Origin of the sequence: Streptoverticillium olivoreticuli subsp. olivoreticuli (assembly GCF_003391135.1) — a bacterium.
Taxonomy (GTDB): Bacteria; Actinomycetota; Actinomycetes; order Streptomycetales; family Streptomycetaceae; genus Streptomyces; species Streptomyces blastmyceticus.
This window is the reverse complement of record NZ_CP031455.1, coordinates 8,233,610-8,259,469: the sequence shown is the minus strand read 5'-3', so window position 1 is coordinate 8,259,469 and position 25,860 is coordinate 8,233,610. Positions and strand designations below refer to the sequence as shown.

At 70.4% G+C, this 25,860-nt stretch carries 29 protein-coding genes and 1 tRNA gene; 12 read left to right on the top strand and 18 right to left on the bottom strand.

Features of this window, described 5'->3' with window-relative positions; all coding sequences use genetic code 11:
- Positions 1 to 2: 2 nt before the first annotated feature.
- The 6 genes from DXZ73_RS35745 to DXZ73_RS35725 form a co-directional block, all read right to left on the bottom strand.
- Positions 3 to 1,277, bottom strand: a complete 1,275-nt coding sequence (locus DXZ73_RS35745; RefSeq protein ID WP_116215072.1) for a DUF6986 family protein — start codon at positions 1,275 to 1,277, stop codon at positions 3 to 5.
- Between the two features lie 160 nt (positions 1,278 to 1,437).
- Positions 1,438 to 2,400 carry an electron transfer flavoprotein subunit alpha/FixB family protein gene (locus tag DXZ73_RS35740; protein WP_116215071.1) on the bottom strand — a complete coding sequence of 321 codons (963 nt, stop codon included), beginning with the start codon at positions 2,398 to 2,400 and terminating at the stop codon, positions 1,438 to 1,440.
- A 118-nt stretch (positions 2,401 to 2,518) separates the two neighbouring features.
- Positions 2,519 to 3,304 (bottom strand): electron transfer flavoprotein subunit beta/FixA family protein, encoded by a 786-nt coding sequence (locus tag DXZ73_RS35735; RefSeq protein WP_116215070.1) that lies wholly within the window; start codon positions 3,302 to 3,304, stop codon positions 2,519 to 2,521.
- 189 nt (positions 3,305 to 3,493) lie between these two features.
- Positions 3,494 to 4,000, bottom strand: coding sequence for a flavin reductase family protein (locus tag DXZ73_RS35730; protein ID WP_116215069.1), 507 nt, complete (start codon positions 3,998 to 4,000; stop codon positions 3,494 to 3,496).
- 52 nt (positions 4,001 to 4,052) lie between these two features.
- Positions 4,053 to 4,133: a putative leader peptide gene (locus DXZ73_RS40325; RefSeq protein ID WP_338059166.1), complete on the bottom strand. Its 81-nt coding sequence runs from the start codon at positions 4,131 to 4,133 to the stop codon at positions 4,053 to 4,055.
- Between the two features lie 72 nt (positions 4,134 to 4,205).
- On the bottom strand, positions 4,206 to 4,511 hold the full coding sequence (locus DXZ73_RS35725) for a TlpA family protein disulfide reductase (RefSeq protein ID WP_116216096.1): 306 nt from the start codon (positions 4,509 to 4,511) through the stop codon (positions 4,206 to 4,208).
- 373 nt (positions 4,512 to 4,884) lie between these two features.
- On the opposite strand from DXZ73_RS35725, the gene DXZ73_RS35720 reads away from it, so the two are divergent.
- Entirely contained in the window at positions 4,885 to 5,613 is a 729-nt protein-coding gene (locus DXZ73_RS35720; protein WP_116215068.1) for a lysophospholipid acyltransferase family protein, read from the top strand.
- Positions 5,614 to 5,730: 117 nt separating this feature from the next.
- Here the strand turns inward: DXZ73_RS35720 and DXZ73_RS35715 are convergent, their stop codons facing one another.
- Genes DXZ73_RS35715 through DXZ73_RS35705 form a run of 3 tightly spaced genes read right to left on the bottom strand, consistent with a single transcriptional unit; the run spans position 5,731 to position 8,986 of the window.
- Positions 5,731 to 6,822 (bottom strand): threonine aldolase family protein, encoded by a 1,092-nt coding sequence (locus DXZ73_RS35715; protein WP_116215067.1) that lies wholly within the window; start codon positions 6,820 to 6,822, stop codon positions 5,731 to 5,733.
- Positions 6,801 to 7,562: an SDR family oxidoreductase gene (locus tag DXZ73_RS35710; RefSeq protein ID WP_116216095.1), complete on the bottom strand. Its 762-nt coding sequence runs from the start codon at positions 7,560 to 7,562 to the stop codon at positions 6,801 to 6,803. The genes DXZ73_RS35715 and DXZ73_RS35710 overlap by 22 nt, the downstream gene beginning before the upstream one ends.
- A gap of 26 nt (positions 7,563 to 7,588) precedes the next feature.
- A complete protein-coding gene (locus tag DXZ73_RS35705) occupies positions 7,589 to 8,986 on the bottom strand; it encodes a DUF6421 family protein (protein ID WP_116215066.1) in 1,398 nt (465 codons plus the stop codon).
- A gap of 339 nt (positions 8,987 to 9,325) precedes the next feature.
- Here DXZ73_RS35705 and DXZ73_RS35700 point away from each other — a divergent pair, with 339 nt between their 5' ends.
- From DXZ73_RS35700 to DXZ73_RS35690, 3 genes are read left to right on the top strand one after another with little or no spacing between them, the layout of a single operon-like run.
- A complete protein-coding gene (locus DXZ73_RS35700; protein ID WP_116215065.1) occupies positions 9,326 to 10,297 on the top strand; it encodes an ABC transporter substrate-binding protein in 972 nt (323 codons plus the stop codon).
- Positions 10,298 to 10,335: 38 nt separating this feature from the next.
- Positions 10,336 to 11,238 (top strand): amino acid ABC transporter permease, encoded by a 903-nt coding sequence (locus tag DXZ73_RS35695; protein WP_116216094.1) that lies wholly within the window; start codon positions 10,336 to 10,338, stop codon positions 11,236 to 11,238.
- On the top strand, positions 11,235 to 11,999 hold the full coding sequence (locus DXZ73_RS35690) for an amino acid ABC transporter ATP-binding protein (protein ID WP_116215064.1): 765 nt from the start codon (positions 11,235 to 11,237) through the stop codon (positions 11,997 to 11,999). The genes DXZ73_RS35695 and DXZ73_RS35690 overlap by 4 nt, the downstream gene beginning before the upstream one ends.
- 68 nt (positions 12,000 to 12,067) lie before the next feature.
- On the opposite strand, the gene DXZ73_RS35685 is transcribed toward DXZ73_RS35690, so the two are convergent.
- Positions 12,068 to 12,616: a GNAT family N-acetyltransferase gene (locus tag DXZ73_RS35685; RefSeq protein WP_116215063.1), complete on the bottom strand. Its 549-nt coding sequence runs from the start codon at positions 12,614 to 12,616 to the stop codon at positions 12,068 to 12,070.
- Between the two features lie 78 nt (positions 12,617 to 12,694).
- On the opposite strand from DXZ73_RS35685, the gene DXZ73_RS35680 reads away from it, so the two are divergent.
- On the top strand, positions 12,695 to 13,087 hold the full coding sequence (locus DXZ73_RS35680; RefSeq protein WP_116215062.1) for a VOC family protein: 393 nt from the start codon (positions 12,695 to 12,697) through the stop codon (positions 13,085 to 13,087).
- Positions 13,088 to 13,810: 723 nt separating this feature from the next.
- Positions 13,811 to 14,164, top strand: a complete 354-nt coding sequence (locus DXZ73_RS35675) for a DUF805 domain-containing protein (RefSeq protein WP_116215061.1) — start codon at positions 13,811 to 13,813, stop codon at positions 14,162 to 14,164.
- A 192-nt stretch (positions 14,165 to 14,356) separates the two neighbouring features.
- On the opposite strand, the gene DXZ73_RS40720 is transcribed toward DXZ73_RS35675, so the two are convergent.
- From DXZ73_RS40720 to DXZ73_RS35665, 3 genes are all read right to left on the bottom strand, one after another.
- Positions 14,357 to 14,626 carry a DUF6355 family natural product biosynthesis protein gene (locus tag DXZ73_RS40720; protein WP_425315894.1) on the bottom strand — a complete coding sequence of 90 codons (270 nt, stop codon included), beginning with the start codon at positions 14,624 to 14,626 and terminating at the stop codon, positions 14,357 to 14,359.
- Positions 14,627 to 14,790: 164 nt separating this feature from the next.
- Complete coding sequence (locus DXZ73_RS35670; RefSeq protein ID WP_162890461.1) at positions 14,791 to 15,840, bottom strand: AraC family transcriptional regulator; 1,050 nt, start codon at positions 15,838 to 15,840, stop codon at positions 14,791 to 14,793.
- Positions 15,841 to 15,993: 153 nt separating this feature from the next.
- Positions 15,994 to 16,067: transfer RNA gene (locus tag DXZ73_RS35665), tRNA-Trp, on the bottom strand.
- Between the two features lie 247 nt (positions 16,068 to 16,314).
- Between DXZ73_RS35665 and DXZ73_RS35660 the strand changes: the two genes are divergently transcribed.
- The 4 genes from DXZ73_RS35660 (at position 16,315) to DXZ73_RS35645 (ending at position 19,178) form a co-directional block, all read left to right on the top strand.
- A complete protein-coding gene (locus DXZ73_RS35660) occupies positions 16,315 to 16,908 on the top strand; it encodes a DUF5134 domain-containing protein (RefSeq protein WP_116215059.1) in 594 nt (197 codons plus the stop codon).
- Positions 16,909 to 17,033: 125 nt separating this feature from the next.
- On the top strand, positions 17,034 to 17,972 hold the full coding sequence (locus DXZ73_RS35655) for a M56 family metallopeptidase (protein WP_116215058.1): 939 nt from the start codon (positions 17,034 to 17,036) through the stop codon (positions 17,970 to 17,972).
- Between the two features lie 69 nt (positions 17,973 to 18,041).
- The gene (locus DXZ73_RS35650) at positions 18,042 to 18,761 is read left to right on the top strand and encodes a phosphatase PAP2 family protein (RefSeq protein ID WP_116215057.1); all 720 of its coding nucleotides are present in this window, start codon (positions 18,042 to 18,044) and stop codon (positions 18,759 to 18,761) included.
- A gap of 42 nt (positions 18,762 to 18,803) precedes the next feature.
- Positions 18,804 to 19,178 (top strand): tetratricopeptide repeat protein, encoded by a 375-nt coding sequence (locus DXZ73_RS35645; protein ID WP_116215056.1) that lies wholly within the window; start codon positions 18,804 to 18,806, stop codon positions 19,176 to 19,178.
- Here the strand turns inward: DXZ73_RS35645 and DXZ73_RS35640 are convergent.
- Complete coding sequence (locus tag DXZ73_RS35640) at positions 19,175 to 19,657, bottom strand: secondary thiamine-phosphate synthase enzyme YjbQ (protein WP_162890460.1); 483 nt, start codon at positions 19,655 to 19,657, stop codon at positions 19,175 to 19,177. The two genes, DXZ73_RS35645 and DXZ73_RS35640, sit on opposite strands and share 4 nt — an antisense overlap.
- A gap of 617 nt (positions 19,658 to 20,274) precedes the next feature.
- Here DXZ73_RS35640 and DXZ73_RS35635 point away from each other — a divergent pair.
- Both DXZ73_RS35635 and DXZ73_RS35630 read left to right on the top strand, forming a co-directional pair.
- Positions 20,275 to 20,784, top strand: a complete 510-nt coding sequence (locus DXZ73_RS35635; RefSeq protein WP_116215054.1) for a hypothetical protein — start codon at positions 20,275 to 20,277, stop codon at positions 20,782 to 20,784.
- Positions 20,785 to 20,902: 118 nt separating this feature from the next.
- Entirely contained in the window at positions 20,903 to 21,802 is a 900-nt protein-coding gene (locus DXZ73_RS35630; protein WP_116215053.1) for a hypothetical protein, read from the top strand.
- Here the strand turns inward: DXZ73_RS35630 and DXZ73_RS40185 are convergent.
- From DXZ73_RS40185 to DXZ73_RS35605, 4 genes are all read right to left on the bottom strand, one after another.
- Positions 21,799 to 22,170, bottom strand: a complete 372-nt coding sequence (locus DXZ73_RS40185) for a transposase (RefSeq protein ID WP_425315893.1) — start codon at positions 22,168 to 22,170, stop codon at positions 21,799 to 21,801. The two genes, DXZ73_RS35630 and DXZ73_RS40185, sit on opposite strands and share 4 nt — an antisense overlap.
- Before the next feature lie 128 nt (positions 22,171 to 22,298).
- Complete coding sequence (locus DXZ73_RS35615; protein ID WP_162890459.1) at positions 22,299 to 22,667, bottom strand: helix-turn-helix domain-containing protein; 369 nt, start codon at positions 22,665 to 22,667, stop codon at positions 22,299 to 22,301.
- Positions 22,668 to 22,818: 151 nt separating this feature from the next.
- A complete protein-coding gene (locus tag DXZ73_RS35610) occupies positions 22,819 to 23,355 on the bottom strand; it encodes a DUF4878 domain-containing protein (RefSeq protein ID WP_162890458.1) in 537 nt (178 codons plus the stop codon).
- 196 nt (positions 23,356 to 23,551) lie between these two features.
- Complete coding sequence (locus tag DXZ73_RS35605) at positions 23,552 to 25,654, bottom strand: tachylectin-related carbohydrate-binding protein (RefSeq protein ID WP_116215050.1); 2,103 nt, start codon at positions 25,652 to 25,654, stop codon at positions 23,552 to 23,554.
- Between the last annotated feature and the right edge of the window lie 206 nt (positions 25,655 to 25,860).

Here is a 25,860-nt window from a genome sequence, read left to right as displayed (position 1 = left end):
CGCTATCCTGCCCGGCCCGCCAGCAGGTCGAGGTCCACGCGCGTCAGCCCGGTCGGCCCGGTGACTTCGGCGCTGTCGATCGCTCCGCAGTCCAGCCCCCGCAGCAGATAGCCGCTGAGTGCCCTGGCCGTGGCGGGTTCATCCAGTACGGAGCCACCCACGCGTTGCATATATGCCGTCAGTCGCGCGGCAGCCTGTGCAAGCCCCTCGCGGTAGAAGGCATACACGGCCGCGTAGCGGGTCGGCAGATGGCCCGGATGCATGTCCCAGCCCTGGTAGTACGCACGCTCCAGTGCCCGGCGTACGAGCCCGTGGTGGAGCCGCCAGGCGTAGTGCACCTGTCGCGTCGGGCCGACGGGCAGGACGTTCGTCGAGCCGTCGGAGAGCCGGACCCCGGTGCCCGCGGCCGCGACCTGCATGACGGCCTTGGCGTGGTCGGCCACCGGGTGGTCGGGCGACTGTTGCGCCGCGCCCACCCCGCAGGAGGCGCTGTAGTCGAACGTGCCGTAGTGCAGCGAGGTCGCGCGGCCCCCGGCGGCGTCGATCATCCGGGCGACGGTGGCCCGGCCGTCGGCGCCCAGGACCGCCTGCGTGGTCTCGATCTGGATCTCGAAGCGGATCCGCCCGGCCGCGAGGCCCCGCGCCTTCTCGAACTCCTCGGCCAGCCGGACCATCGCCGTGACCTGCTCGGCGTAGGCGATCTTGGGGAGGGTGAGCACCAGCCCCGCGGGCAGCCCGCCCGCCTCCATCAGCCCGGTGAGGAAGATGTCGAGGGTGCGGATGCCCCGGTCGCGCACGGCCGCTTCCATGCACTTCATGCGGATGCCCATGTACGGGGCCGCCGTGCCGTTCTCGTACGCCCGCGCCACCAGCCGCGCCGCCCGCGCGGCGGCCGCGTCCTCCTCGGCGTCCGGGCGCGGCCCGTAGCCGTCCTCGAAGTCTATGCGCAGGTCCTCCACGGGCTCGCGCTCCAGCTTGGCCCGTACGCGCTCGTACACGGGTCCGGCGAGGCCGGCGGGTATCCCGAGGACGGCGGCGAGCGCGGCGGCGTCGGGGGCGTGGGCGTCGAGAGCCGCGAGCGCCTGATCGCCCCAGGAACGCACGGTGTCGGGGGCGAAGGCGTCGGCGGGGACATAGACCGTGTGGACGGGCTGACGGGTGCCCGGGTCACCGGGATAGCGGCGCGCGAGGTCGGCGTCGACGTCGGCCAGGGAGGCCCCGATGCGTCCCTTCAGCGCCTCGTCGAAGGTTGTCGCGACCGTCCGGTGCTGCCCCATGCGCCGCCCTCCACATTTCCGCTGACCGGAATTCCCTGTCCGTGCAGCGAAGTTAGCGACGGCCCGGCGGAAGGTCAACAGCCCAGCCGGAGATCTCGGCGCCGGAGACGCCGTGAGGCCCCGTACGCCTGCGCGTACGGGGCCTCACGGGTGGACGGGGTCAGCCCTTGCGGGACTTGACCTCCTCGGTGAGCTGCGGGACGACCTCGAAGAGGTCGCCGACCACGCCGTAGTCGACCAGGTCGAAGATCGGGGCCTCGGCGTCCTTGTTGATGGCGACGATCGTCTTCGAGGTCTGCATGCCGGCCCGGTGCTGGATCGCGCCGGAGATGCCCGCCGCGATGTACAGCTGCGGCGAGACCGACTTGCCGGTCTGGCCGACCTGGTTGGTGTGCGGGTACCAGCCGGCGTCGACGGCGGCGCGCGAGGCGCCGACGGCCGCGCCGAGCGAGTCGGCCAGGCCCTCGATCAGCGAGAAGTTCTCGGCGCCGTTGACACCACGGCCACCGGAGACCACGATCGCGGCCTCGGTCAGCTCGGGGCGGCCGGTCGACTCGCGCGGGGTGCGGGAGACGACCTTGGTGCCGGTCGACTTCTCGCCGAAGGAGACGGCGAGCTGCTCGACCGTACCGGCGGCCGCCGCGGCCTCCGGGGCGGCCGAGTTGGGCTTGACGGTGATGACCGGCGTGCCCTTGGTGACGCGCGACTTGGTGGAGTACGAGGCCGCGAAGACGGACTGCGTGGCCACCGGGCCCTCGGCACCGGCCTCCAGGTCGACGGCGTCGGTGATGATGCCCGAGCCGATGCGGACCGCGAGGCGGGCCGCGATCTCCTTGCCCTCCGCGGAGGACGGGACGAGCACGGCGACCGGGGAGACGGCCTTGTACGCGGCCTCCAGGGCGTCCACCTTGGGCGCGATGAGGTAGTCGGAGAACTCGGACGCGTCGGCCGTGAGGACCTTCACCGCGCCGTACTCGCCGAGCGTCTGCGCGGCGGCGTCGGCACCGGCGCCCAGGTGCACGGCGACGGGCTCGCCGATGCGGCGGGCGAGGGTGAGCAGTTCGAGGGTGGGCTTGCGGACGGCACCGTCCGCGTGGTCGACGTAGACGAGAACTTCAGCCATGGGATGGGACTCCTGCGCAGAAAAAGGGGCGGATGACGGTTCGTACGGGCTGACGGAAGCTCAGCCGCGGTGGGGACCGGGAGCCTTCGCGGACGCGCCGCGGGGTCCGGAGCCGCCGCTAGATGAACTTCTGGCCCGCGAGGAACCCGGCGAGCTGCTTGCCACCCTCGCCCTCGTCCTTGACCACGGTGCCGGCCGTGCGGGCCGGGCGCTCGGTGGCCTCGTCGACCTTGGTCCAGGCGCCTTCGAGACCGACCTCTTCCGCCTCGAGGCCGAGGTCGGTCAGGTCCAGGGACTCCACCGGCTTCTTCTTGGCGGCCATGATGCCCTTGAAGGACGGGTAACGGGCCTCGCCGGACTGGTCGGTGACGGACACGACGGCCGGGAGGGACGCCTCCAGCTGCTCGCTCGCGGCGTCGCCGTCACGGCGGCCGGTCACCTTGCCGTCGGCCACGGCGACCTCGGACAGCAGCGTCACCTGCGGCACGCCCAGGCGCTCGGCGAGCATGGCCGGGACCACGCCCATGCCACCGTCGGTGGAGGCCATGCCGGAGATGACCAGGTCGTAGCCCACGTGCTCGAGAGCCTTGGCCAGCACCAGCGACGTGCCCAGCGCGTCGGTGCCGTGCAGGTCGTCGTCCTCGACGTGGACGGCCTTGTGGGCGCCCATGGACAGCGCCTTGCGCAGCGCGTCCTTGGCGTCCTCGGGGCCCACGGTCAGCACGGTGATCTCGGCGTCGTCCGCCTCGTCGGCGATCTGCAGCGCCTGCTCGACCGCGTACTCGTCGAGCTCCGAGAGCAGGCCGTCCACGTCGTCACGGTCGACGGTCAGGTCTTCGGCGAAGTGCCGGTCGCCGGTGGCGTCGGGCACGTACTTCACACAGACAACGATCCTCAAGCTCACGCCGGCTCTCCTACTGCATCGTCTCTTCGTAGCTGCCTTGTGCAGGCAGCATAGGCGCCTTGTGGGGCGTATCCCGTTCGGACCGGGCAACGCCCCGAACGGAATGTTACTCGTCAGTACACCCAGCGCGTTCCACGAAAGCAAGGCACGTCAACTGTGATCTGGCCAACGCGGTCGAACAGGGACGTCTCAGTCCCGCAGACCGTTGAAGCGCCCCTGGTGGTAGACCAGCGGACGGCCCACTCCTTCGGGGTCGCCCGCGACGGCCTCCGCGAGCACCAGCCGGTGGTCCCCGGCGGGGACCCGGGCGACCACCCGGCACACCAGCCAGGCCAGGACGCCGTCGAGCAGCGGCACCCCTTCGGGGCCCGTCCGCCAGCTGGTGGGCGACGCGAAGCGGTCGGCGCCGCTGCGCGCGAAGGTGCCGGCCAGCTCCCGCTGGTGCTCGCCGAGTATGTGGACGCCGATGTGCTCGGCCTCGGCCAGCACGGGCCAGCTGGAGGAACCGGTGCCGACGCCGAAGGAGACGAGCGGTGGTTCGGCGGCGACGGAGGTGAGCGAGGTGGCGGTGAAGCCGACCGGGTGGGTGCCGTGCGCGGTGATCACGGCGACGCCCGAGGCGTGCCGGCGGAAGACGGAGCGGAGCAGTTCGGGAGTGGCGAGATGGGGCGTGCCGAGTCCGGGCGTGGCCGTCATCGATCTGTCCTTCTGGTGGAGGTCCAACCGGGGGCTGTACGGTCTCGGGTGCTCATCCCCCCGGACAGCGCGCACTGGCAGTCCGCAGCAGATCGACGTGCACGCGTCCGTAGAGAAGCAGTCCAGGCCACATAACGTCACACTGACGATCTGGCGTGTACACCGTCAAGTACGGCCGGGTAGATGGGAGATGGATCACGGTGCGTCATATCGCCGCGCCGAGCGCCACGATGACGTCGGCCTTGCGGGGCTGCCCGGCCGCCCGGCGCACGACTCGGCCGGACGCGTCGAGGACCAGCACGGTCGGGGTGGCGCTGATGCCCAGGGCCCGGACGAGACCGAGTCTCGCCTCCGCGTCGATCTCGACGTGCGCGACGCCCTCGACCATGGCCGCGACCTCCGCCAGAGTGCGCCTGGTCGCCCGGCACGGCTGGCAGAAGGCACTGGAGAACTGCAGGAGAGTGGCCCGCTCCCCCAGCTCCGCACCGAGCTCGGCGGCATCCAGCCGCATCACTTCGTCCCGCACCGGCACGCTCGCCCCTCCGCGGTCGTCCACGTCCACGGGGCCGCTGCGGACCCATGGTATTCCGCCGATTGCAGCGCCGCCGGGGCCGCAGAAATTTCCCGCCGCGCCCTCGAACGCGCCCCCGGCCGGCTCCCGCGGGGGTCTGCCCGGATCTGTCCGGGGTGCGCGGTGTACCTTCGGCGGTACCGGAAAGCGTCCCGCGCCGCGGGCCGACGTGACGAGAATCTCCTGGCCCGCGGGGCGTCCTCGCTGGTCCACGGGCCGGGCGATCAGGCACGATCGGCCGGGAGCCGAGAACCTACGGCCGCGTAACTTCAGCCGGGAGAACCCTCCCCAGGCCCAGAAGGATTTCCCCGATATGGCAGAACTCGTCTACCCCCCGGTGATCGGTGCCGCCCGCTCCATGTTCAAGGCGCTCGATCTGCGCTTCGACATCCAGGGCACCGAGCACGTGCCGCAGCGCGGCGGGGCGGTCCTGGTGAGCAACCACATCGGCTACCTCGACTTCATCTTCTGCGGGCTGGCCGCCCGGCCCGCCAAGCGGCTGGTGCGCTTCATGGCGAAGGAGTCCGTCTTCCGGCACAAGGTGTCGGGGCCGCTGATGCGCGCGATGAAGCACATCCCCGTGGACCGCGCGGCCGGCATGGACGCCTACAAGCACGCGCTGTCCGCGCTGCGCTCGGGCGAGATCATCGGCGTCTTCCCTGAGGCGACGATCTCCCAGTCGTTCACGCTGAAGAACTTCAAGTCGGGCGCGGCCCGGCTCGCCCAGGAGGCGGGCGTGCCGCTGCTCCCGATGGCGCTGTGGGGCACCCAGCGGCTGTGGACCAAGGGCCACAAGCGGGAGCTGGGCCGCAATCACATCCCGATCACCATGCGGGTGGGCGAGCCGATGGCCGCCGATCCGGCCGAGCACGCGGACACCGTCACCGAGCGGGTGCGGGGGCGTGTCCAGGAGCTGCTGGAGGCGGCTCAGCGGGCCTATCCGGTCCGCCCCAAGGGTCCGGACGACACCTGGTGGATCCCCGCCCACCTCGGCGGCACGGCGCCGACCCCGGCGGAGGCCGCGGCCCTCGAGCGGCGCTGACCGGCCGGATCGGGGCTCCCCTCGATCCGCTCCAAGATCGCGAAACGTAATGACGCGTCCGGCCGCGATGTCATTGACATTGCGGCCGGACGCATATCCATACGTGATCCTCTGCGCCTACTTCTGTTTGCCCATCTCCGCCGAGAGCGACGCGACAAAGGCGTCCACGTCGGCCTCGGTGGTGTCGAACGAGCACATCCAGCGGACGTCGCCGGCCGCCTCGTCCCAGAAGTAGAAGCGGTAGCTCTTCTGGAGGCGCTCGCTCACATCGTGCGGCAGCCGCGCGAAGATGGCGTTGGACTGCACCGGGTGCAGGACCTCCACGCCGTCGACCGTCCGTACGCCCTCGGCCAGGCGGGCGGCCATGGCGTTGGCGTGCGAGGCGCTGCGCAGCCAGAGATCCCCGGCGAGCAGGGCCTCGAACTGGGCGGAGACGAAGCGCATCTTGGACGCCAGCTGCATGGACAGCTTGCGCAGGTGCTTCATGGCCCGCACCGCGTCCGGGTTCAGCACGACGACGCACTCGCCGAACAGCATCCCGTTCTTGGTGCCGCCGAAGGACAGCAGGTCCACACCGGCGTCGGTCGTGAACGCCCGCAGCGGGACGCCGAGCGTCGCCGCGGCGTTGGCGATGCGCGCGCCGTCGAGGTGGACCTTCATGCCCCGCTCATGGGCGTGGTCGCAGATCTCCCGGATCTCCTCCGGCGTGTAGCAGGTGCCGAGTTCGGTGGTCTGGGCGATCGAGACGATCTGCGGCTGCGCCCGGTGCTCGTCGTCCCAGCCCCACGCCTCCCGGTCGATGAGCTCGGGGGTGAGCTTGCCGTGCTCGGTCGGCACGGTCAGCAGCTTGAGCCCGCCGACCCGCTCGGGCGCCCCGCCCTCGTCGACGTGGATGTGCGCCGTGGCAGCGCAGATCACCGCGCCCCACCGCTCCGTGGCCGCCTGGAGGGCGACCACGTTGGCGCCGGTGCCGTTGAAGACCGGGAACGCCTCGGCGGTCGGGCCGAAGTGACCGCGCATCACCTCCTGGAGGTGCGCGGTGTAGTCGTCCTCCCCATAGGCGACCTGGTGGCCGCCGTTGGCGAGGGCGAGGGCCGCCAGGATCTCGGGGTGCGCCCCGGCGTAGTTGTCGCTGGCGAAACCGCGCGACTCGGGGTCGTGCCGTCGTACGGCGTCGGTCGTCGCGGTCACGGTTGCGGAGTCAGCCACTGACGGGTTCCGTTCACTTCTTGGGCGGGCTTCTCCCAGATGCCGACGATGGCCTCGGCCAGGTCCTTGACGTCTGTGAATCCCGCGAACTTCGCGTTCGGGCGCTCGGCGCGCATGGCGTCGTGCACCAGGGCCTTGACCACCAGGATGGCGGCGGCGGCCTGGGGGCCGCTCTCGCCCCCCGCCTTGCGGAAGGCGTCGGCGAGCGCGAGCGTCCATGCCTCGGCGGCGGCCTTGGAGGCGGCGTACGCGGCGTTGCCCGCGGTGGGCTTGGAGGCACCGGCGGCGCTGACGAGCAGATAGCGGCCGTTGCCGCTGCGCTGGAGCGGGGCCTCGAAGGCGAGCGAGGTGTGCTGGACGGTACGGATGAGCAGCTTCTCCAGCAGCTCCCAGTCCGCCAGGTCGGTCTCGGCGAACGTCGCCGAGCCACGCCAGCCGCCCACCAGGTGCACCAGGCCGTCGACCCTGCCGAATTCCTTCTCGGTGCGGTCCACCCAGTTGCGGGTCGCCTCCAGGTCGAGCAGGTCCACGATGTCGCCGGTGACCGTGGCGCCCCCGTGGGCGTAGCGGGCGGCGTCGACGGCCTCGGCGAGCCGGGCCGCGTCCGCGTCGGAGGCGACGACCGTCGCCCCGGCCTCGGCCAGTCGCAGCAGGGTCGCGCGCCCGGCCGGTCCGGCCGCACCCGCCACCGCCACGACTGCGCCGTCCAGCCGGCCGTCGCCGTTCGTCGCTGTGCTCATGATCGTCGCCTCCTTCTCACGCTTGCTCACGCGGCCGCCTGCCCCTCGCTCGCCGCGGTGATCCCCTTGGTCGAGGCGATCACGCTGCGCAGCTTCTTGGCAAGGGCCTCGTAGAACATGCTGAGCGGGAACTCGTCCGGAAGCACGTCGTCCACGAGCTTGCGCGGGGGCTGGGTCAGGTCGAGGGCGTCGGGGCCCTTGGCCCACACGGAGCCGGGGTGCGGTGCGAGGTAGGTCGAGACCAGCTCGTAGGCGGCGAACCAGTGCACGAGCTTGGGGCGGTCGATCCCGTCGCGGTAGAGCTTCTCGATCTCGCCGCACAGCTGGTTGGTGACCTGCGGGGCGCGGTCCCAGTCGATGTGCAGGGTGTTGTCCGTCCAGCGTACGACGTCGTGCTGGTGGAGGTAGGCGAAGAGCAGCTGCCCGCCGAGGCCGTCGTAGTTGCGCACGCGCTCGCCGGTGACCGGGAAGCGGAACATCCGGTCGAAGAGGACGGCGTACTGCACGTCGCGGCCCTGGGAGTAGCCGTCGGCCTCCAGCTTCACGGCCTCCTTGAAGGCCGTGAGGTCGCAGCGCAGCTCCTCCAGGCCGTACATCCAGAACGGCTGCCGCTGCTTGATCATGAAGGGGTCGAACGGCAGGTCGCCGTGGCTGTGGGTGCGGTCGTGGACCATGTCCCACAGGACGAACGCCTGCTGGCAGCGGTGCTGGTCGCCGATCATCTCCTGGATGTCGGCGGGCAGCTCCAGGCCGAGCGTGGCGACGGCCGCCTCGGTGACCCGGCGGAAGCGGGCCGCCTCGCGGTCACAGAAGATGCCGCCCCAGGTGAAGCGCTCGGGGGCCTCGCGGACGGCGATGGTCTCCGGGAAGAGGACCGCGGAGTTCGTGTCGTAGCCGGCGGTGAAGTCCTCGAAGGTGATGCCGAGGAAGAGGGGGTTGTCGTAGCGGGTGCGCTCCAGCTCGGCGAGCCATTCCGGCCATACGACGCGCAGCACGACCGCTTCGAAATTGCGGTCGGGGTTGCCGTTCTGCGTGTACATCGGGAAGACGACGAGGTGCTGGAGGTCGTCGGCGCGCTGCGCGGCGGGCTGGAAGGCCAGCAGCGAGTCGAGGAAGTCGGGCACGGCGAACCCGCCGTCCGCCCAGCGGCGCAGGTCCGCGACGAGCGCCCGGTGGTACGCGGCGTCATGCGGCAGGAGCGCCGAGAGCTGCTCGACGGCCGTGACGACCCGGCCGATCTCGGCGCGGACGGCCTCACCCGGCGGTGCGCCCTCCGCTTCGAGGTCGATGGATCCGTCCGGGGACTGCCACGGCCGGATCGTTTCCACGGCGTCCTTGAGCGTGGCCCAAGCCGGGTGATCGATCACCCGGCCCACCGCCGTTTCGTCGGTCGCTATCGCCGTCGACGCAAGGATTTCCGTCATGACTGCCCCTCCTCAGGAGAACTTGGCGTTAAGACACCGTATCTGTGTGCGGTTCTTCAGCTCAAGGGGGACAGCCATAAATTATCCTGCCGACCCCCTGGTCGCGCCGCCGTTTTTCCTGTCGGCGTTCACTCGGGCGGTCTCAAGCGCCTCACGTCATCGTGTCCGGCGCATGCGGCCCGCTGCTTCCCTAGACCGGTTCCAGCCATTGGCGGGCGCTTCCTCATGGCTACCCGCCGGGGGCGCCAAGAATTCATGAATCGGCAACAGTCTTCCGCTATTCGGACGGTCCATGGCCTGACCTGGACAGATCCCATCGGGCACTGCCACGCTCCCGCCATGCCCGTCGCCAACCAGCGCACACGCCGCACGACTTCCCGTCCCGCCGCCCTCGCCGCCGCCCTCCGCGGCCGGCCCTCGGGCCCCGCCGCTCCCCGCCGCTCCGGCCGCCTGCCGCGCCTCGGTGCCGCCCTCGCCGTGCTGCTGACCGCGGCCGTCGCCTGTGCCCCGCAGGACGACGGCGACTCCGCGAAACCCTCCGCGGCGCCGCCCGCGGCCGCCTGCGCCAAGGGGCGGCTGGCGACCGAGGCCGCGGGCAAGCTGACCGTGGGCACCGACAAGCCCGCCTACGCCCCGTGGTTCCAGAACGACGATCCGGCCAGTGGCAAGGGCTTCGAGTCGGCCGTCGCCTACGCCGTCGCCGACCGGCTCGGCTACGCCGCATCCGACGTGGTCTGGCAGACCGTGCCCTTCAACTCGGCCGTCGCACCGGGGAAGAAGAGATTCGACTTCGACCTGAACCAGGTCTCCATCAGCGACGAGCGGCGCCGGGCGGTCGACTTCTCCTCGGGCTACTACGACGTGCGGCAGGCCGTCATCGCGCTCAAGAGCTCGCCCGCCGCCAAGGCCACAACGACCGACGCCCTCAAGCACGTGAAACTGGGCGCGCAGGTGGGCACGACGAGCCTGGACGTCGTCAACAGCGTCATCCGGCCCGACCGGCAGCCCGCCGTCTTCCAGAAGAACGACTACGCCAAGACCGCGCTGAAGAACGGCCAGGTGGACGCGATCGTCGTCGACCTGCCCACGGCCTTCTACATCACCTCCGCCGAGATCCAGGACGCGAAGATCGTCGGGCAGTTCGAGGCCACCGGCAGCCGGGCCGAGCAGTTCGGGCTCGTCCTCGACAAGGGAAGCAAGCTCACCGGCTGCGTCAGCGCCGCCGTCGACTCCCTGCGCAAGGACGGCACGCTCGCCCGCCTGGAGAAGACCTGGCTCTCCGAGGCCGTCGACGCGCCGGTGCTCAAGTGACGGCCGAGGACGCGGCGGCCGACGCGCCCCGGGACGCCCTGCGGAAGACGCCCGCGGGCCAGGACGGAACCGCTCAGGACGCCACCACCCAGGACGCATATATTCCTTCCGCACGACGTCTGGAGCGCGAACGGATCAAACGTGTGCGTGCGCGTCGGACCACCGCCATTGCCGCCGTCAGCACACTGGTCACCGGCACCGCGCTGTTCCTCGCAATCGTCAACTCCCCCGGCTGGTCACGCACCCGGGAGACCTTCTTCAACGCGCACTACGCCCGCGAGGCGCTGCCCAAGGTGCTCGACGGGCTGCTGCTCAACCTCCGGCTGCTGGCCGTCTGCGGGGCGGCGGTCCTCGTGCTCGGCCTGCTGATAGCGATCGCCCGTACGCTGCGCGGCCCGGTCTTCTTCCCCCTGCGGGCCCTCGCCACCGCCTACACCGACTTCTTCCGCGGCCTGCCGCTCGTCATCTGCCTCCTGATGGTCGTCTTCGGCGTGCCGGCACTGCGGCTGCAGGGCGTGACGACGGACCCGGTGCTGCTGGGCGGTACGGCGCTGGTGCTCACGTACTCGGCCTACGTCGCCGAGGTGTTCCGCGCGGGCATCGAGTCCGTGCACCCCAGCCAGCGGGCCGCCGCCCGCTCACTGGGGCTCTCCGGACCACAGACGCTGCGCCACGTCGTCCTGCCGCAGGCCGTGCGCCGTGTCGTCCCGCCGCTCCTGAACGACCTGGTCTCGCTCCAGAAGGACACCGGGCTCGTCTCCATCGCGGGCGCCGTCGACGCGGTCTACGCGGCGCAGATCGTCGCCGCCAAGAGCTTCAACTACACGCCCTACGTGGTCGCCGGGCTCGTCTTCGTGGCCCTCACCATCCCGATGACACGGTTCACGGACTGGATCACCGCGCGGATGGACCGCCGACGGGCCCAGGGAGGGATCGTATGAGCACCGCGGAACCGTCGGCGGCCGTGCTGCGGCTGGAGGCCGTACGCAAGACCTTCGGCCGCTCGGTCGTGCTGCGCGACGTCGACCTGGAGGTCGCCCCGCACACCGTGACCGCTCTGATCGGGGCATCCGGATCGGGCAAGTCGACCCTGCTGCGCTGCGCGAACCTCCTGGAGGAGATCGACGACGGCGCGATCTTCCTCGACGGCGAGGAGATCACCGACCCGCGCGTGGACCCGGACACGGTGCGCCGCCGGATCGGTGTGGTCTTCCAGGCCTACAACCTCTTCCCCCACATGACCGTGCTCGACAACATCACGCTCGCCCCGCGCAGGGTGCACGGTGTGCCGCGCGCCGAGGCCGAGGAGCGGGCGCGGGAGCTCCTGGAGCGGCTCGGCCTGGGCGGCAGGGCGGATGAGTACCCGGACCGGCTCAGCGGCGGCCAGCAGCAGCGTGTGGCGATCGTACGGGCCCTTGCGGGGCGGCCCCGGCTGCTGCTGCTCGACGAGATCACCGCCGCCCTCGACCCGGAACTGGTCGGTGAGGTGCTGGGCGTCGTGCGCGATCTCAAGGAGGAGGGCATGACCATGGTTCTCGCCACGCACGAGATGGGGTTCGCCCGGGACGTCGCCGACCAGGTGTGTTTCCTGGACGGCGGTGTGGTGCTGGAGCGCGGCACGCCCGCCGAGGTCTTCGGCGAGCCGCGGGAGGAGCGCACGCGGCGCTTCCTGCGGCGGCTGGTCGAGGCGGGCCGGCTGTAGCCGCGCGAGGAGCCGATGAGTAAGGGGCGTCGACCCGGGTCGACGCCCCTTACATCGCATCTGCCGCGTTACGGCAGTTCCTTGACGAGCAGCTCGAATTCGAGGTCGTCGCGCTGCGGGATGCCGAAGCGCTCGTCACCGTACGGGAAGGGGGACATCTGACCGGTGCGGCGGTAGCCGCGGCGCTCGTACCAGGCGATCAGGTCGTCACGCTGCCGGATGACGGTCATGTGCATCTCACGTGCGCCCCACTCGGCGCGCACGACCCGCTCGGCCTCGGCGATGACCACCTTGCCGAGCCCGGCGCCCTGCATCGTCGGACGGACCGCGAACATCCCGAAGTAGGCGTGCGTGCCCCGGTGTTCGAGCTGGCAGCAGGCGACGGTCTCGCCCTCGCACTCCACCACCAGAAGTCGGCTGTTCTCGTCCGTCACCACGGCCTTGACGCCCTCGGGGTCGGTCCGCTGGCCGTCCAGCAGATCCGCCTCGGTCGTCCACCCGGCACGGCTGTCGTCACCGCGGTAGGCCGACTCGACGAGCGCCACGAGGTCGGGCACGTCGGCGATGGTCGCTGCCCGGAAAACCGGCTCTGCGGTGCGGCTGCTGGCTGTCTCCATGGTCTCCGTGTGATCCTCTCCGTACGCTTTGGCTGCATACGAACACTAACCCGATCAGCTCTGCGTACAGTCGCGGTCATGGTGCATGTACTGAGCAGCAGGGTGCTACTGCGGCCCACCGATCCGGAGCGGTCCCGGGACTTCTACGGCCGGGCACTGGGGCTCGCGGTCTACCGGGAGTTCGGAACCGGCCCGGAGCGGGGCACGGTCTATTTCCTGGGCGGCGGGTTCCTGGAGGTCTCCGGCCGCGCCGACACGCCGCCGGGCCCCGGCCTGGAGCTGTGGTTCCAGGTCGCGGACGCGGCGGCGGCCCACGAGGAGTTCGTCCGCCAGGGCGTCGTGGTGCTGGAGCCGCCGGAGACCAGGCCCTGGGGGCTGGTCGAGATGTGGATCGCGGACCCGGACGGGGTGCGGATCGCGGTGGTGGAAGTCCCGGAGGGACACCCGATCCGCTACCGCCCGGGCGTCTGATGCCGTGACCGCGCAGGTCGGCCGTATCGGCGCACGCCGACGAGGGTGTGGTGCGCGATGTCATCCGCCTGCGCGGTCGTGGGGCGCCTCCGGTTCCCGGGGGTACCGGGGCGTAGTACCAGCCGTACGGCGGTTGGGCGATGACGGCGCTGTCGATCCCGGCCTGCCGGAAGACTGTCTCGACGGCGACGGCGCGACGGTAAGAAGGCGGTGCTCACCAAAGCCGAGTTGGAAGATCGGCTCCCCAGCCGGGCAAGAAGCTCATCGACGCCGACCTGGGATCCGCAGAGCATCGGAGACCCGGTCGGCCCCTACGTTGCGAAGGCGGGTGTGGTGGCCGTTTTCGCCGCCGTGGCGGCAGTCGTAGCCGCCGGCCTACGCGCAGGGGCACGCGGGTCTGGCTGCGGACTTGGTGCGCGGATCCACGGTGAAGGCCGCGCCGCTTCACGCTCGCGGGCCCGTCATCCCTTCCCGCAGGAACACGGCGGCTGGTGTTGCTGCGGGGGCACCGGCCTCAGCGAACCTGGCGCCGGGGATGGACCGCAGTTCCGCGCCCAGTTCCTCGGGAACCTCGACCACGTCGTCCTGTGCGGTCCACACGCGGCCGCTCGATGCGGCGCCAGGGTCCTGCGGGCCACGCGCCCCTCCAACATGATGTAGTTTTTACCTTGCCTTTACGTGTGAGAAACGGGCCCTTCGGGGCCCTTTGTTTTGGGAGACCCAGTGCACTGGTTCGTGGATGTACTCAAGAAATACGCGGTGTTCAGCGGCCGGGCGCGGCGCCAGGAGTACTGGATGTTCACCCTGATCAGTACCGTCATCAGCATCGTGCTGGCCATTGCTGACACCGTGCTCGGTACGGGCGAGATCATCGAGGCCGTGTACACCCTGGCCCTGCTCCTGCCCATGATTGCCGTCACTGTCCGGCGGCTGCACGACACCGATCGTTCGGGGTGGTGGTTCCTGATAGGTCTTGTACCGATCGTGGGCTGGATCGTCATGCTGGTGTTCATGTGCCTCGACAGCACGCCGGGCCACAACAACTACGGTTCCAGCCCCAAGCAGCCGACGTACTGAGCCTCGAAGGGCCTGCCGACGGCGCGGCCTTCCGCCGACCGTCGGTGCCACGCGCCGACTGTGCGCCGCATGCAGTGGGGTCACCAATGTGCTCCCGTCCCGAAAGCCGGGCGGGAGCACATTGACCGAGGTGATGTGCGATGCAATCCGAAGACCGAGTCGGATCAGCTTTCGGCGCCCGGAGAGGTCAAGTCAGCAGGTCCCACCCTTGTACCACGCGTACTTGATGACGGAGGTAGGGCCCAAGTAGGTCCGGTTGGGTCCGACGCACTGGTCGTATCCGCCGGCGTTTTGCCTTTCGACGCGGATCCAGATCGAGCTCCCGTCTCCGGTGCAGTGGTTGTAGTAGGCACGTCCCGATGCCCCGTCCGGGTCCCAGCCGCACGCACGCAGTCCGGCCGAGGGGCTCGAAATCTCCTGCGCTGCATGAGCCGTTGTGGCCACGCCACCGAGCGTGGCCATGGCGCATACGGCAACTGCGGCTCTTGCCCAACGTGATCGCATGAATTCCTCCTGGTCATCGACACTCAAGGGACCCCGGGAAGGATCCCGCCCTCGCATGGCACAAGGCAAGACGGCCCTTGCCGCGGACGCAAGATCAGTCTCATCCATACGAATTGACGAAGCTATCCAGAGACGACCGTGGCCGGTGACGCTTTCCGGATAGCGCCTGGCGCGGCTTCGTGCAGGACCTGCGAAGGCGTCATCCCGTAGACCCTCCGGTGCGCTTCCGCGAACCTGCTCAGGTGCGTGAACCCCCAGCGCAACGCCACGCTGGTGACGTTACCGCTCACCTCGCCATGAGCGATGGCCAGCAGGTCGTGGTGGGCTCGCTCCAATCGAATGCGGCGGAGGTAGCTGAGCGGAGTGGTACTCAGATGGGTGCGGAAGCCCATCCACAGAGCACGGACGCTGACCTTGACGGCATGGGCGATGTCGGCTACCGAGATCGGCTCGTGGGCATGCTCGGCGCAGAACGCAGTAGCTCTTCTTATGGCCGCAGAGGGCACCGCCGAGCCTTCGCGCAGAGAGCGGGCGAGCGTGTTCGGCTGCGTGTCGAGGAGGCCGTGGATCAGCAATTGCTCGAAGTGCCCCAGGGCCAGCGGGGACCGGGTCAGCAGGCCGGTTTCGGCAGCTTGGGCATAGGTCTGTGCGATGGCCAGCCATGCCTGGACCGGGTCGGCTTTCTCGTGAAAGGCCGACGAGAACCGAACGATCTCATTCGGAAGATCGCCGAGGCGTACAGCCAGGGCTTGCTCCATGGACCGACGGGAGATGTGGAGGATGCGGGTGAGACTGTCATCGCTCCAGGACATGGCCAGATGCTGACCTGGCCCGACGACGCTCAGCGGCGAGTCGAGTTCCTCGCCGTCCACCGTGACCACACCGGTGCCGGCCACGGGTATGTGCACATGGTAAAAGTCGGGTAACTCTCCGGGAACGACAGCGACATCCCTTCCGTATCCAAGTTCATATACGGAGATCCCTCTTCGCCAAATGCGCCGGAACTGGGCATCGGAAGCCTGACGGCGGCCCGTCACACGAAATCGATGAGGCGCGAATTCAGAACTGACCAACGCGTACAGCTCCGCGATATCACCCCCTTGGAAGAGAGTTGCGCCGTCGCTCCGAGTATCCGATTCGTCGGCCTTGGGCCGCTCAACGATGTTCGTCATGACGTGACGATACGGCTCTGACGGGGCAGTCGGTGTTCCCACCGTTCCCAACCGCTGAACCCGAAAACGGCGGCGGGGCTGTCGCATCCATCGCGACAGCCCCGCCCCACGCGTCCACGCAGGTCAGAAGCACTGAACCTGAGTGGCCATCAGCAGGGGCGACAGGATTCGAACCTGCGACTAGCGGGTTTGGAGTCCGCTGCTCTGGCCAGCTGAGCTACGCCCCTTCGGTGCCCTTACTCTCTCCCGAACAGGGCACCCGATGCAAGATCTTTTTTCTCTCCGGCCTTCGGGCGGCTGTCGCGCTCCTCCCGTGCGCCGGTCCACGGCTCCGGTGCGCCCCTGTGCCACCGCGCGTGCGCGGGCGTGCCGTGCGCCCCGAAGTGCTCCCCTTCTGCGCCCGTGCGCTCCCATGTGATGCAACTGGAGCGGGCATCCTCCGGGGGTAGGTCTGCCCGTTCGGGGAGGTGTGCAGTGCACGGACCGCCGCTCGTCGGCTGGCTGTTGGTGGTGCTGTGCGCCGCGACCGGCGCGTATTGCCTCACGAGGACGGGGGCGGGCACCGCGACGGAGGCCCGGGCCACAGGTGGTGACGCCCTGATGGGGCTGGGCATGGCGGTGATGGCCATACCGACCGCCGTCCTGAACACCCGCCCGTGGGGGGCTCCCGTGTTCGCGATCGTCTTCGGCGCGGCGGGGCTGCGCTCGCTCCTGGTGGCGCGCGGCCGCATGGAAGGACCGCATCTGCACCATCTCCACCACGCGGTCGGCGCGTTCGCGATGGTCTATATGGCGCTGGCGATGGCGGGTGCCCCAGCGAGCGGCCACTCCGGTCACGCCGGGACCGGGACCGGGCACGTCGAAGGGCATGTTCCCGCGGGAACACCACTGCTGACGGGCCTGCTGCTGGTGTATTTCGCGGTGTACGTCGTACGGACGGTGGCGGCGCTCGTTCCGGTGGTCGCCGTCACCTCCGGGGAGGCGGTCTGGCCGGGCCGCCCCAACCTCACCAACGCGTGCCGGCTGTCCATGGGCATCGGCATGCTGGCGATGCTGCTCACCCTCTGAGCCCGCCCCACGGATGCTCCGGAGGTCCGGCTGCCGGCCCGCGGGGCTTCTCCGGGGCCGTGGAATGCGTCACTTCACACCCGGGACCGTACCCGCGCGCGGCGTCGCGCTCATAGGCTGCCGCCATGATGGTCCCGCTCGTGCTGCTGGTCCTCGGTGGACTGGTCGCGGCGATGGCGCCGCGCTTGCTGACCCGTTCCGACTGGCCCGACCGTGAGCCCGTCGTGGCCCTGTGGGTATGGCAGTGCGCGGTGGCGGCCGTGCTGCTGTGCTGTGCCCTCGCCATGGCCCTGAGTGCGGCGGCGGCCTGGGAAGCGGTGCGCGGCCATGTGTTCGCGCCCGCGCCGCACGGGGTCGTGGAGGCGTACGGCCTCGCCTCGTACCGCCCATGGGCGGCCCCGCTGGCCGTGGCCCTGGGCTTCGGAGCGGTGTGGACCGCCGCGATGCTCACCCGCGAGATCCGCCTGGCGCGGGCCCGCCGTCGGCGGCGCCGCACCGATCTGCTCGTCCGCGCACCGCAGTTGCCCGGCGAGGTGCCGGGCGCGGACCGGCTCGTGGTGCTGGAGGGCGAGCGGCCGGACGCGTGGTGGCTGCGCGGCGGGACGGTTCCGCAGCTGGTCGTCACCACGGGCGCGCTGCGCCGGCTCTCGGACTCCCAGCTGGACGCGGTGCTGGCCCACGAGCAGGGGCACGCGCGGGCGCGGCACGACTGGCTGCTGCACTGCTCGTCGGCGCTGGCGACCGGATTCCCACAGGTGCCGGTGTTCGCGGCTTTCCGCGACCAGGTGCACCGTCTGGTCGAGCTGGCGGCCGATGACGCCGCCTCGCGGCGGTTCGGCCGGATGACGACGGCACTGGCCCTGGTCGAACTGAACGAGGACCGTGGCGTTTTCGGCCCTTGCCCGGCCCAGCTGTCCCAGGTGCCGGGCCGGGTGGACCGGTTGCTGGCGCCCGCGCCGCGCCTGACCGCGGCGCGGCGGCTCCGGCTGTCGGCGGCCGCGGCGCTGGTACCGGCGGTGCCGTTGCTGGTGACCTTCGTCCCCGGGCTGAGCGCGCTGGGGTAGGCCCCGGAACGGGATTTCGCCGGACGGAAAGGGTGGCGCCGCGGTCGGGGCTTCGGCGAGGATCCGGCCATGCACGTTCCGACGCGCCCCGCCGCGCCCGCCGTTCCGCCCCGCCTCACCCACACCGCTGGGAAGCGCGCCGGTGCCGTCCTCTGCGCCCTGTTCCTCGCACTGCTGGCGCTGGTCGCCTGTAAGTGGGGGCCGCTCGTATCCCTGGACCGGTGGGTCGCCGACGGGCTCCATCCGGTCGCCGTCGGGCACCACGGCTGGACGCGGTTCGTCCACTGGCTGTCGGACCGGTTGTGGGACCCGTGGACCATGCGTGCCGTCCTCGCAGTGGCCGCCCTGTGGCTGCTGCGGCGGCGCGAGTGGCTGCTCGTGGCCTGGGTCGCGGGGACCTCCGCCCTCGGGACGGCCGTGCAGCAGCTCCTCAAGGCCGCCGTCGACCGGGACCGCCCGCACTGGCCGGACCCGGTGGCCGTCGCGGGCTACCAGGCGTTCCCGTCGGGCCACGCGCTGACCGCCACCGTGACGTGCGGGCTGGTGGTGTGGCTGCTGTGGCTGCGCCGCGTACGCCCTGCGGGCATCCGTACCGCACTGGTGGTGGGGGCGGTGTCGGTGGTCGGGGTGGGCTTCACCCGGCTGTATCTCGGGGTGCACTGGCTGTCCGACGTGGTGGGCGGCTGCCTGCTGGGCGCGGCGCTCGTGGCGGGTTCGGCATGGGCGTACGACACGGTGGTGGTGCGGCCCGGCGAAGCGGGGGGCGGGCGGGAGGACACCCGGAAATAGTTCAAGCTTCATTTATGTTGGTGGGGGCGAAAGGAGCGATCCATGACCGCTTTCATCCCGTTCTCCCCCACCGCCGCCGTGCCGGCGTCGCCGCACCCGCTGGCCGACGAGTACGAGCGCGCGCAGCTCTTCTTCGAGGCGAAGGACTACGCCGAGGCCGCCCGCATCCTCGTGCCCGTCGTCGAGGCGGAACCGGGCCACCTGGCGGCCCGCCTGCTGCTCGCCCGGTCGTACTACCACTCCGCCCAGCTGAACCGGGCCGAGGCCGAGGCGCGTCGCGTCCTGGACCGCGCCCCCGCGGAGGCGTACGCGCATCTGCTGCTGGGGCGCACGCTGGAACGGCAGAACCGGGACGCCGAGGCGGCACCCCACCTCCGGCTGGCCGCCGCGATGAACGGTGAGTACGCCGGGAGCTAGGCGTGGGCCGTGGTGCCTGTCGCGGTCGGTGGCAGAGCGGTATGGACGCGGACGAGGAGCTCGCGGGTGCGCGGCCCGTCGAACTCCGCCAGCATGACCGCCTGCCACCGGCCCAGGTAGAGCGTGCCGGAGGTGATCGGGATGTTCAGCTCCGGGTGCGTGGCGACCATGGCGCGGGCGTGGGAGTGGCCGTTGTCGCGTTCGCCGTGGACCAGCCGTTCGGCGGGGGTGCGCAGCTTGTCGTGGGCGTAGTGGTGCTTGCCGCTGTGCGGTGCGATGCGCTCCAGCACTTCGCTCATGTCCAGGTCCAGCCCGCCGTCACGCTCGTTGACGACCAGGCCGCACGTGGTGTGGCCGCAGTAGATGTGCAGGGAGCCCTCGGCGGTGCCCGAGTCGGCGACGATCCGGCGCAGTTCACCGGTCAGGTCCACGACGCCTTCGGGACCGTCCACGGTCACGGCGAGGCGGGCGGATACCACGATCGAACTGTGCGGTGGCAGGACATCGCGCGATACCACGTCGACTCGGGTACCCGATACGGTCGTCATGGCGCCTCCAGAGGGGCGAGTGCTTCGGGGAACAGCCGTGTCCCTGTCAACCTAGGAAGCCCTGCCGGGCCGGGTAAGGGCCGTTCCGGCCAGCGGCCCGGGCGGCCGGTGGTGAACCGCTTCCACTGTCGGACGGTGATCGGGCGCCCGGTCCCCGGCTCCTGATACCGGACAAGGTCGTCCTGATCCGTCGTATCTCCGTCAGGAACCGTTCCAGTAGGACGAGTTGGCGCCCGTAGTCTGTTCTGCCCCGCGCATGCGGCGTCCCCCTTTGCCGTTCTTTCCCACGCAAACGTCACGCGTGTGCAACGCGCGTCCCAGAGCAGTCCCGTCGGCCTCCGCCCCTGCTGGTGACGGCCGGCGCGCGGTCCGGCCGGTCCGGCGAGCCGGCGGTCCGGCGCTCCGGTTGCCGCCGCCGGGATCCGGTCCGGTCGCCCTCAGATGTCCCAGCGGGTCCCGGAGGTGCCCAAGGGACGTTTGGGACGCTCATAACCGCTGGTCACAGGGCTAGCGTGCGATGACCTTCGATCCCGAGAAGAACCACGCCGATGAAGAGCGTGCTCGTCAAGAACCGCAGGCGCTTCGCCGCCGCCCTCACTGGGGCGGTGGCCGCCGCAGCGCTGTCCCTTGCCGCCCCCGCGTACGCCGAAGGGGACCCGACGGCCTTCTCGGACGCGAACGGCGACGACACCATCGAGTCACCCGACAGGTGCGACGGGCACCAGGACCGGTTCCGCTTCGCGTTCTACTACCACTCCGACTACAAGGGCGCGTTGGTGTTCGTCGGCCACCCCGTCTACGACCTGAAGTCCATCAACGTCGGCGCCGGCAACTCCTACCCGCCGCTGCGATTCTGCGAGGGCACCGGTGACGGTGCCGGGCAGCAGGTCGCCAACAACGCGGCGTCTGCTTACAACTGGTTCGACGGCTACTGCGCGAACATCTACTACAGCGCCGGGTACCGGGGCCCCAAGGACACCATCTCCAGCCGTAGCGGCGGCAATCTGAACAGCACCAGGAACAACAACCGGTCCATCAACTTCAACCACTGCTGGTAATCGCCGCCCAGGCCCTGGTCAACACTGCCGGGATTGGCGTCCAGTTGCGCACGAAGAGGAACGACGCATGCGAAGTGCCCATCGAAATGCCTGCCGGGCAGGCGCCGTTCTGGCCCTTATGGTCCTTGCGCTCTCGGGGTGTTCACAGGGCGAGGACACGCAGGCGCGACCCGCCCCCTCCCTCGGCCCCGGCGCCGACCCCTCGACCTGGACCCTGCCGATGCTCGCGTACCGGCCGACCCAGCAACAGGACAAGAGCATCGCCACCGCCGAGACCAGGCTGGTCCGGCAGTGCATGAAGGGGTTCGGGGTCGACTGGGAGCCCGAGCCCGACCTGCCGCAGATCGGCCCCAAGAACCTGCTCGACTGGCGCTACGGCATCCACGACCCGGAGCTCACCGCGAAGCGCGGCTACCAGCCCGACGCCGCGCAAGAGGCCCGCTACAGCGCCGCCGTACGCGACCGGTCCACCAGGCCCGCCCTGTCCGTCGACACACAGGTCGTCCTCGGCGGCACGGACATGCCCGCCGATGTGCTGGACCGGGCGAGCACCGAGGTCAGGCACGGCACGTCGGCGGGCCGGAAGCTGCCGCCCGGCGGCTGCTTCGGCGAGGCGCGCCGGAACCTGGGCAGCGCGACCCACGGCGTCTCCCCTCTCGTACAGAAGCTGACCAACGCGTCGTACGGGGAATCGCAGAACGACCCTCAGGTCAAGACCGTGTTCACCCGCTGGTCCGCCTGCATGCGGGCGAGGGGCTTCACCTACGCGGCTCCCATGGAAGCCAATGACAACCCCCGCTTCCGGCCTCACCCCGGGGGAATCGCACAGCTGGAGATCTCCACGGCCCTCGCCGACCTGACCTGCCGCGACACCTACAAGGTCGCCGAGGTGTGGCACGAGGCCGAGACCAGGATCCAGCGCGGGTACATCCAGCAGAACGCGGCCGCCCTGGCCGAGGACCGCCGAACCCTCCAGGGCGTCGTCCGCACGGCGAGCGAGGTCAACGCGCGCGCCTAAGCGATCTTGAGTAAGTCGGCTGTGGTTGTCAGGGCCGTCGCTCGTCGTGTCATCGCGCGGTCGACGGCGGTGTGCAGTTCCTGGGTGCTGGTGTAGGCGCGGACAGGCATGTCCTGGTATTTGACCGAGCGCCACACGCGCTCGATGCGGTTCAGCTCCGGAGATCTGGGAGGGAGGTAGAGCAGATGGACCCCGATGGCCTCCAGCTCGCCACACCGCCCTTTGAAGAGCTTTCCGTGGTGGATGGAGGCGTTGTCCAGCACGATGGTGCAGAGCCGGTGCCGTTTCCAGCCGGGCGGGGGCTGGGTGAGGCGGTTCGCGCCTCCGGGCAGCCGGGCGATGTGGGTGCAGACGAAGTCGAGGACCATCGGTGCGTCGATCCTGTGGTCGACAGCAGTTCGGGCTCGGGACCCGTCCCGTCCAGCGCGCCGAGCGTTTCCAGCGGAAGCCGTCCCGGTGCAGCCGTACGGACAGCCACGAGGATTCGAGGTCCACATCACGCTCGCGCCGCAGCCACTCGGCCAGTGCCGGCAGCGTCCAGGTGATCCCCTCGGCCGCCGCGGCGTCCGGCATCTCTTCCAGTGCGTCCAGATCCTCGCACGTCCAGCGTGGCGGACGGCCCCGCACGTGGCGCATCCGCCAGGGCCGCCAGGCCGCCGTCGGAGAACCGGTGCAGTGCCTTGCGCACGGTGACGACATGCCGGTCGACGACCGACGCGATCTCGGGTGCCGTCCAGCCCCGCACCGACAGACGCACACACTCCGGACGCATCCGCTCGTTCGTCGTCAGGTCCCGGGCCCGCAACCGCCGCCCCAGCTCCGCCTCCTGCTCCGACGAGAGCTCCACCCACAACGGTCCCGCCATGCCAACCCCCTCCTGGCATGACAGATACCCAAACCACATCACACATCACCAAGACCGCTTGGCACCGGCCGACCGTCGCATGGGACATTCGGCCCAGGTGGCGGCGGCACATCCTCAGGGTATGTCCCCGCCACCCGCTCATGCGGCCCGTTCAGTCCTCCAGCACCCGCCAGCGCCCGTCGACCCGCTCCACGATCACCGTGCTCTTCTTCGCGGCACTGCTCCCCGAGCTCACCTCGACCCGGGCGGTCCTGCCCTCGACCGTGGCCTCCCCCACGTCGATGCCGGCGACCCGGCCGCGGTCCTTGCGGCTCAACCGGTCGCCGATCTGGGCACGCATGGCTCCCGGGCAGCCGCCTTCCGCCTGGCCCATGGAGGTGGTCACGCGCGGGTGCAGCAGTTTGCACGCCTCGTTCATGTCACCGTCGGCGAGTGCGTCGATGTAGGCGATGACCAGTTTGCGGGCGCCCTTCCCGCCCGGCTGGGCGCCGGGGTCCTGGAACCACCACAGGTATGTGCCCCCGGCGACAGCCGACGCGAGCAGTACGGCCGATGCCACCAGCGTCGACAGTCGGCGCCGGCGTGACGACCACAGCCGGGTGCCCAGGTGGTGTGCGACCTGGGCCAGGCGCTGCCCGGTCGTCCGTGTCGTCTGTCCGGCAGGGGAGGATCCCAGCTGATCCGGCATGCTCTTCCGCTCCTCTTGGCCTGGCCGTTGAACCCGGCTGCACTCGGCCGGACTCGGCTGAACCCGGCACGTCTGATACGTCCGTGACACGGTCGGCCACATGCGGCCCGGGTGGCGGCGCCCGAGCCCCGCCACCCTCGTCGTCCTCACGCGGTCACGGCCCCGCCGCGAGGACTCGACAGCCCTTCGGGCAGGGCTACTTGGCCGCGGGCGCGGTCGGCTTCGCGCCGGACCTGGCCGTCGGGCCGCCGGTGAACAGCGACTCCGGCGCCGACTCCGGCGCGATGCTGCGCTTCATCCGGGTGTTCGGGGCCGCCATGGCCGCCGACCCGTTGGCCGGGGTGAGCCAGTACATGCGCTCCACGCCCTCGGTGTCGAGGAAGAAGACGCCCCAGCGGCCGTCGGCGAGCTGTACGGCCGACGGGTCGGTGGCGGCCTTCCCGGACCAGACCATGGCCCAGTTGCCGAAGGAGCCGTCAGGGCGCTGGGCGGAGTAGCGGATGTAGCCCTTGTCGTCGCGGACGAGGACACCGAGCGTCTTGTCCTTGTTGACGACGACCACGGGGGACCCGTCGGTCTTCACACCGGGGATCACGGCCCCGTCGCCGAAGAAGCCGTTGAGGGTCTTGCCGCCGGACGAACGGGCGGACTCGTTCGCCGCCCAGATCTCCCCGTCCTTGTTCCGGGCGAAGGCCATCATCCTGCCGTCCGCGCCACGGGCCGCGACGGGGGTGCCGGTGAGCCCGGTGACGTCGGAGACGCCCCATACCCACCAGCCGTTGCGCTGGTCATCGGCGCGGTTCACGCCGAGACGGCCCTGCTTGTCGATCCCCAGGACGAACGGACGGTCGCCCTCCCCGTCCACCGCGCTCGCCTGGCTCGCCCCGGCGAACGTCGCCTGCTCATAGCCGGCGGCCACGGGGGAATAGGCGTCCTGGGTCCGCCACGGGATGAAGTCCTCGCTGTTGGCGGCGCGCTGGTTCAAGTACCAGAGCTTGCCGTCGCGGCCGAAGGCGTGCACCGCCACCATGCCCTTGGAGTTGCGCAGGACGGTCGGGGCGGCGGCGAAGTTCCCGCCGAGGTCCGTGAGCGGGGACCAGGTCGCGCCCGGCTGGCGCTTGGTCATGTAGATGTGGCCGTCCTTGCCCAGGACGAAGGCCATCGGGGTGCCGTCCGCCTGCTCGGTGACGACGGGCTGGTCGACCATGTTCTGCGCGCCCGGCACGACGCTGTACACCACGGTGCCGATGTCGTTGATCTCACGCTGTGTGCCCTGGATGAGCCAGCCGCGCTCGTCGACGTAGAACTGCTGGATGAGCTGGTCCTTGCCCTGGCGCACGGCGGCGGGAATGCGGGGGCGCGGGGTGACGGGGGCCGGCTCCGGCTGCGCGGGAGCATGGCAGGCGTCCGTGCGCATGGCGATGCCCTGGAACACCTGGAAGCCCCACCCGCTCTTGCGGCGGCTGGTGTCCACCCAGGCGCCGGCGTTCTGGTCCCAGCGGTACCAGTAGAGCGTGCCGTCCTGATGCAGGGCGTAGAGGGTGCCACCACCGGCCGAGCGGATCTCCCGCAGGTTCTGCCAGCCGACCGCCCACGCAGGGACCTTCACGTCCAGCCACTGCTGCCGGTCGACGTCGTAGCGGTAGCGGTAGAGATCGCCGCCCTTGCGGGCGAAGATCAGACCGTCGCCCGCGGCGACGATGAGGTCGTACTCACCCCAGCCGTTCGGGTCGATGATGCGGCCGCGGCCGGGCAGGACCGCTCCCGTCTTCTGGTCGTACTGGTAGAAGCGCAGGGTGCCGTCGTCGAAGACGGCGAAGATGTTGCCGCGGTCGTCGACGGTGACGCGGTTGCGCCGGGCAGGGACGATGAAGGCACCCCAGCCGTCGTCGATCTTCTCGCCACGGTCGCGCTCCCAGCTGTTGGCGGCCGGATCGTAGCGGTAGCGGAAGAGGTTGCCCTCGGAGTTGATGCTGTAGAACCAGCCACCCGCCCCGCCGAGGGTGAGGCGAGGAGCCTGCCAGCCACCGCTGCCGATCTGCTTGTTGATCACGGGCCAGTTGAACGAACCGTTGGCCGGATCGGCGTGCGCGTAGTACTTCAGCGGGCCGTCGGTGGCCGCTCCGTACAGCTCGGTCTGCGGGCGGCAGCTCAGCTGGGTGGACGTGGCGGGCTTCTCCGGTATCGGGTCCGCCGAGGCGGTGGGCGCGCACACCAGCCCCAGGGGCAGAGCCGTGACGGCGGCCAGGGTCAGGGCTGCCGCGCGGGAGGCAGACGGACGGAAACGGCTCTTCGGCATGCGGGAGCGCTTTCATGACAGGGCGACAAGGGCCGGTCACGACCCGAGGTCCGGCCGAGAAGCAGGCCGGGCGACATGCATGTTAACCGCATCTTTACCTCCAACTGACGTGGGAATTACCCAGGATCCACCGACATTTCGGACAAAAGGCTACATGCGATGTCATGTGATACATGGAATTCAAGGTTCCGTGCTGGCAAGCCCAA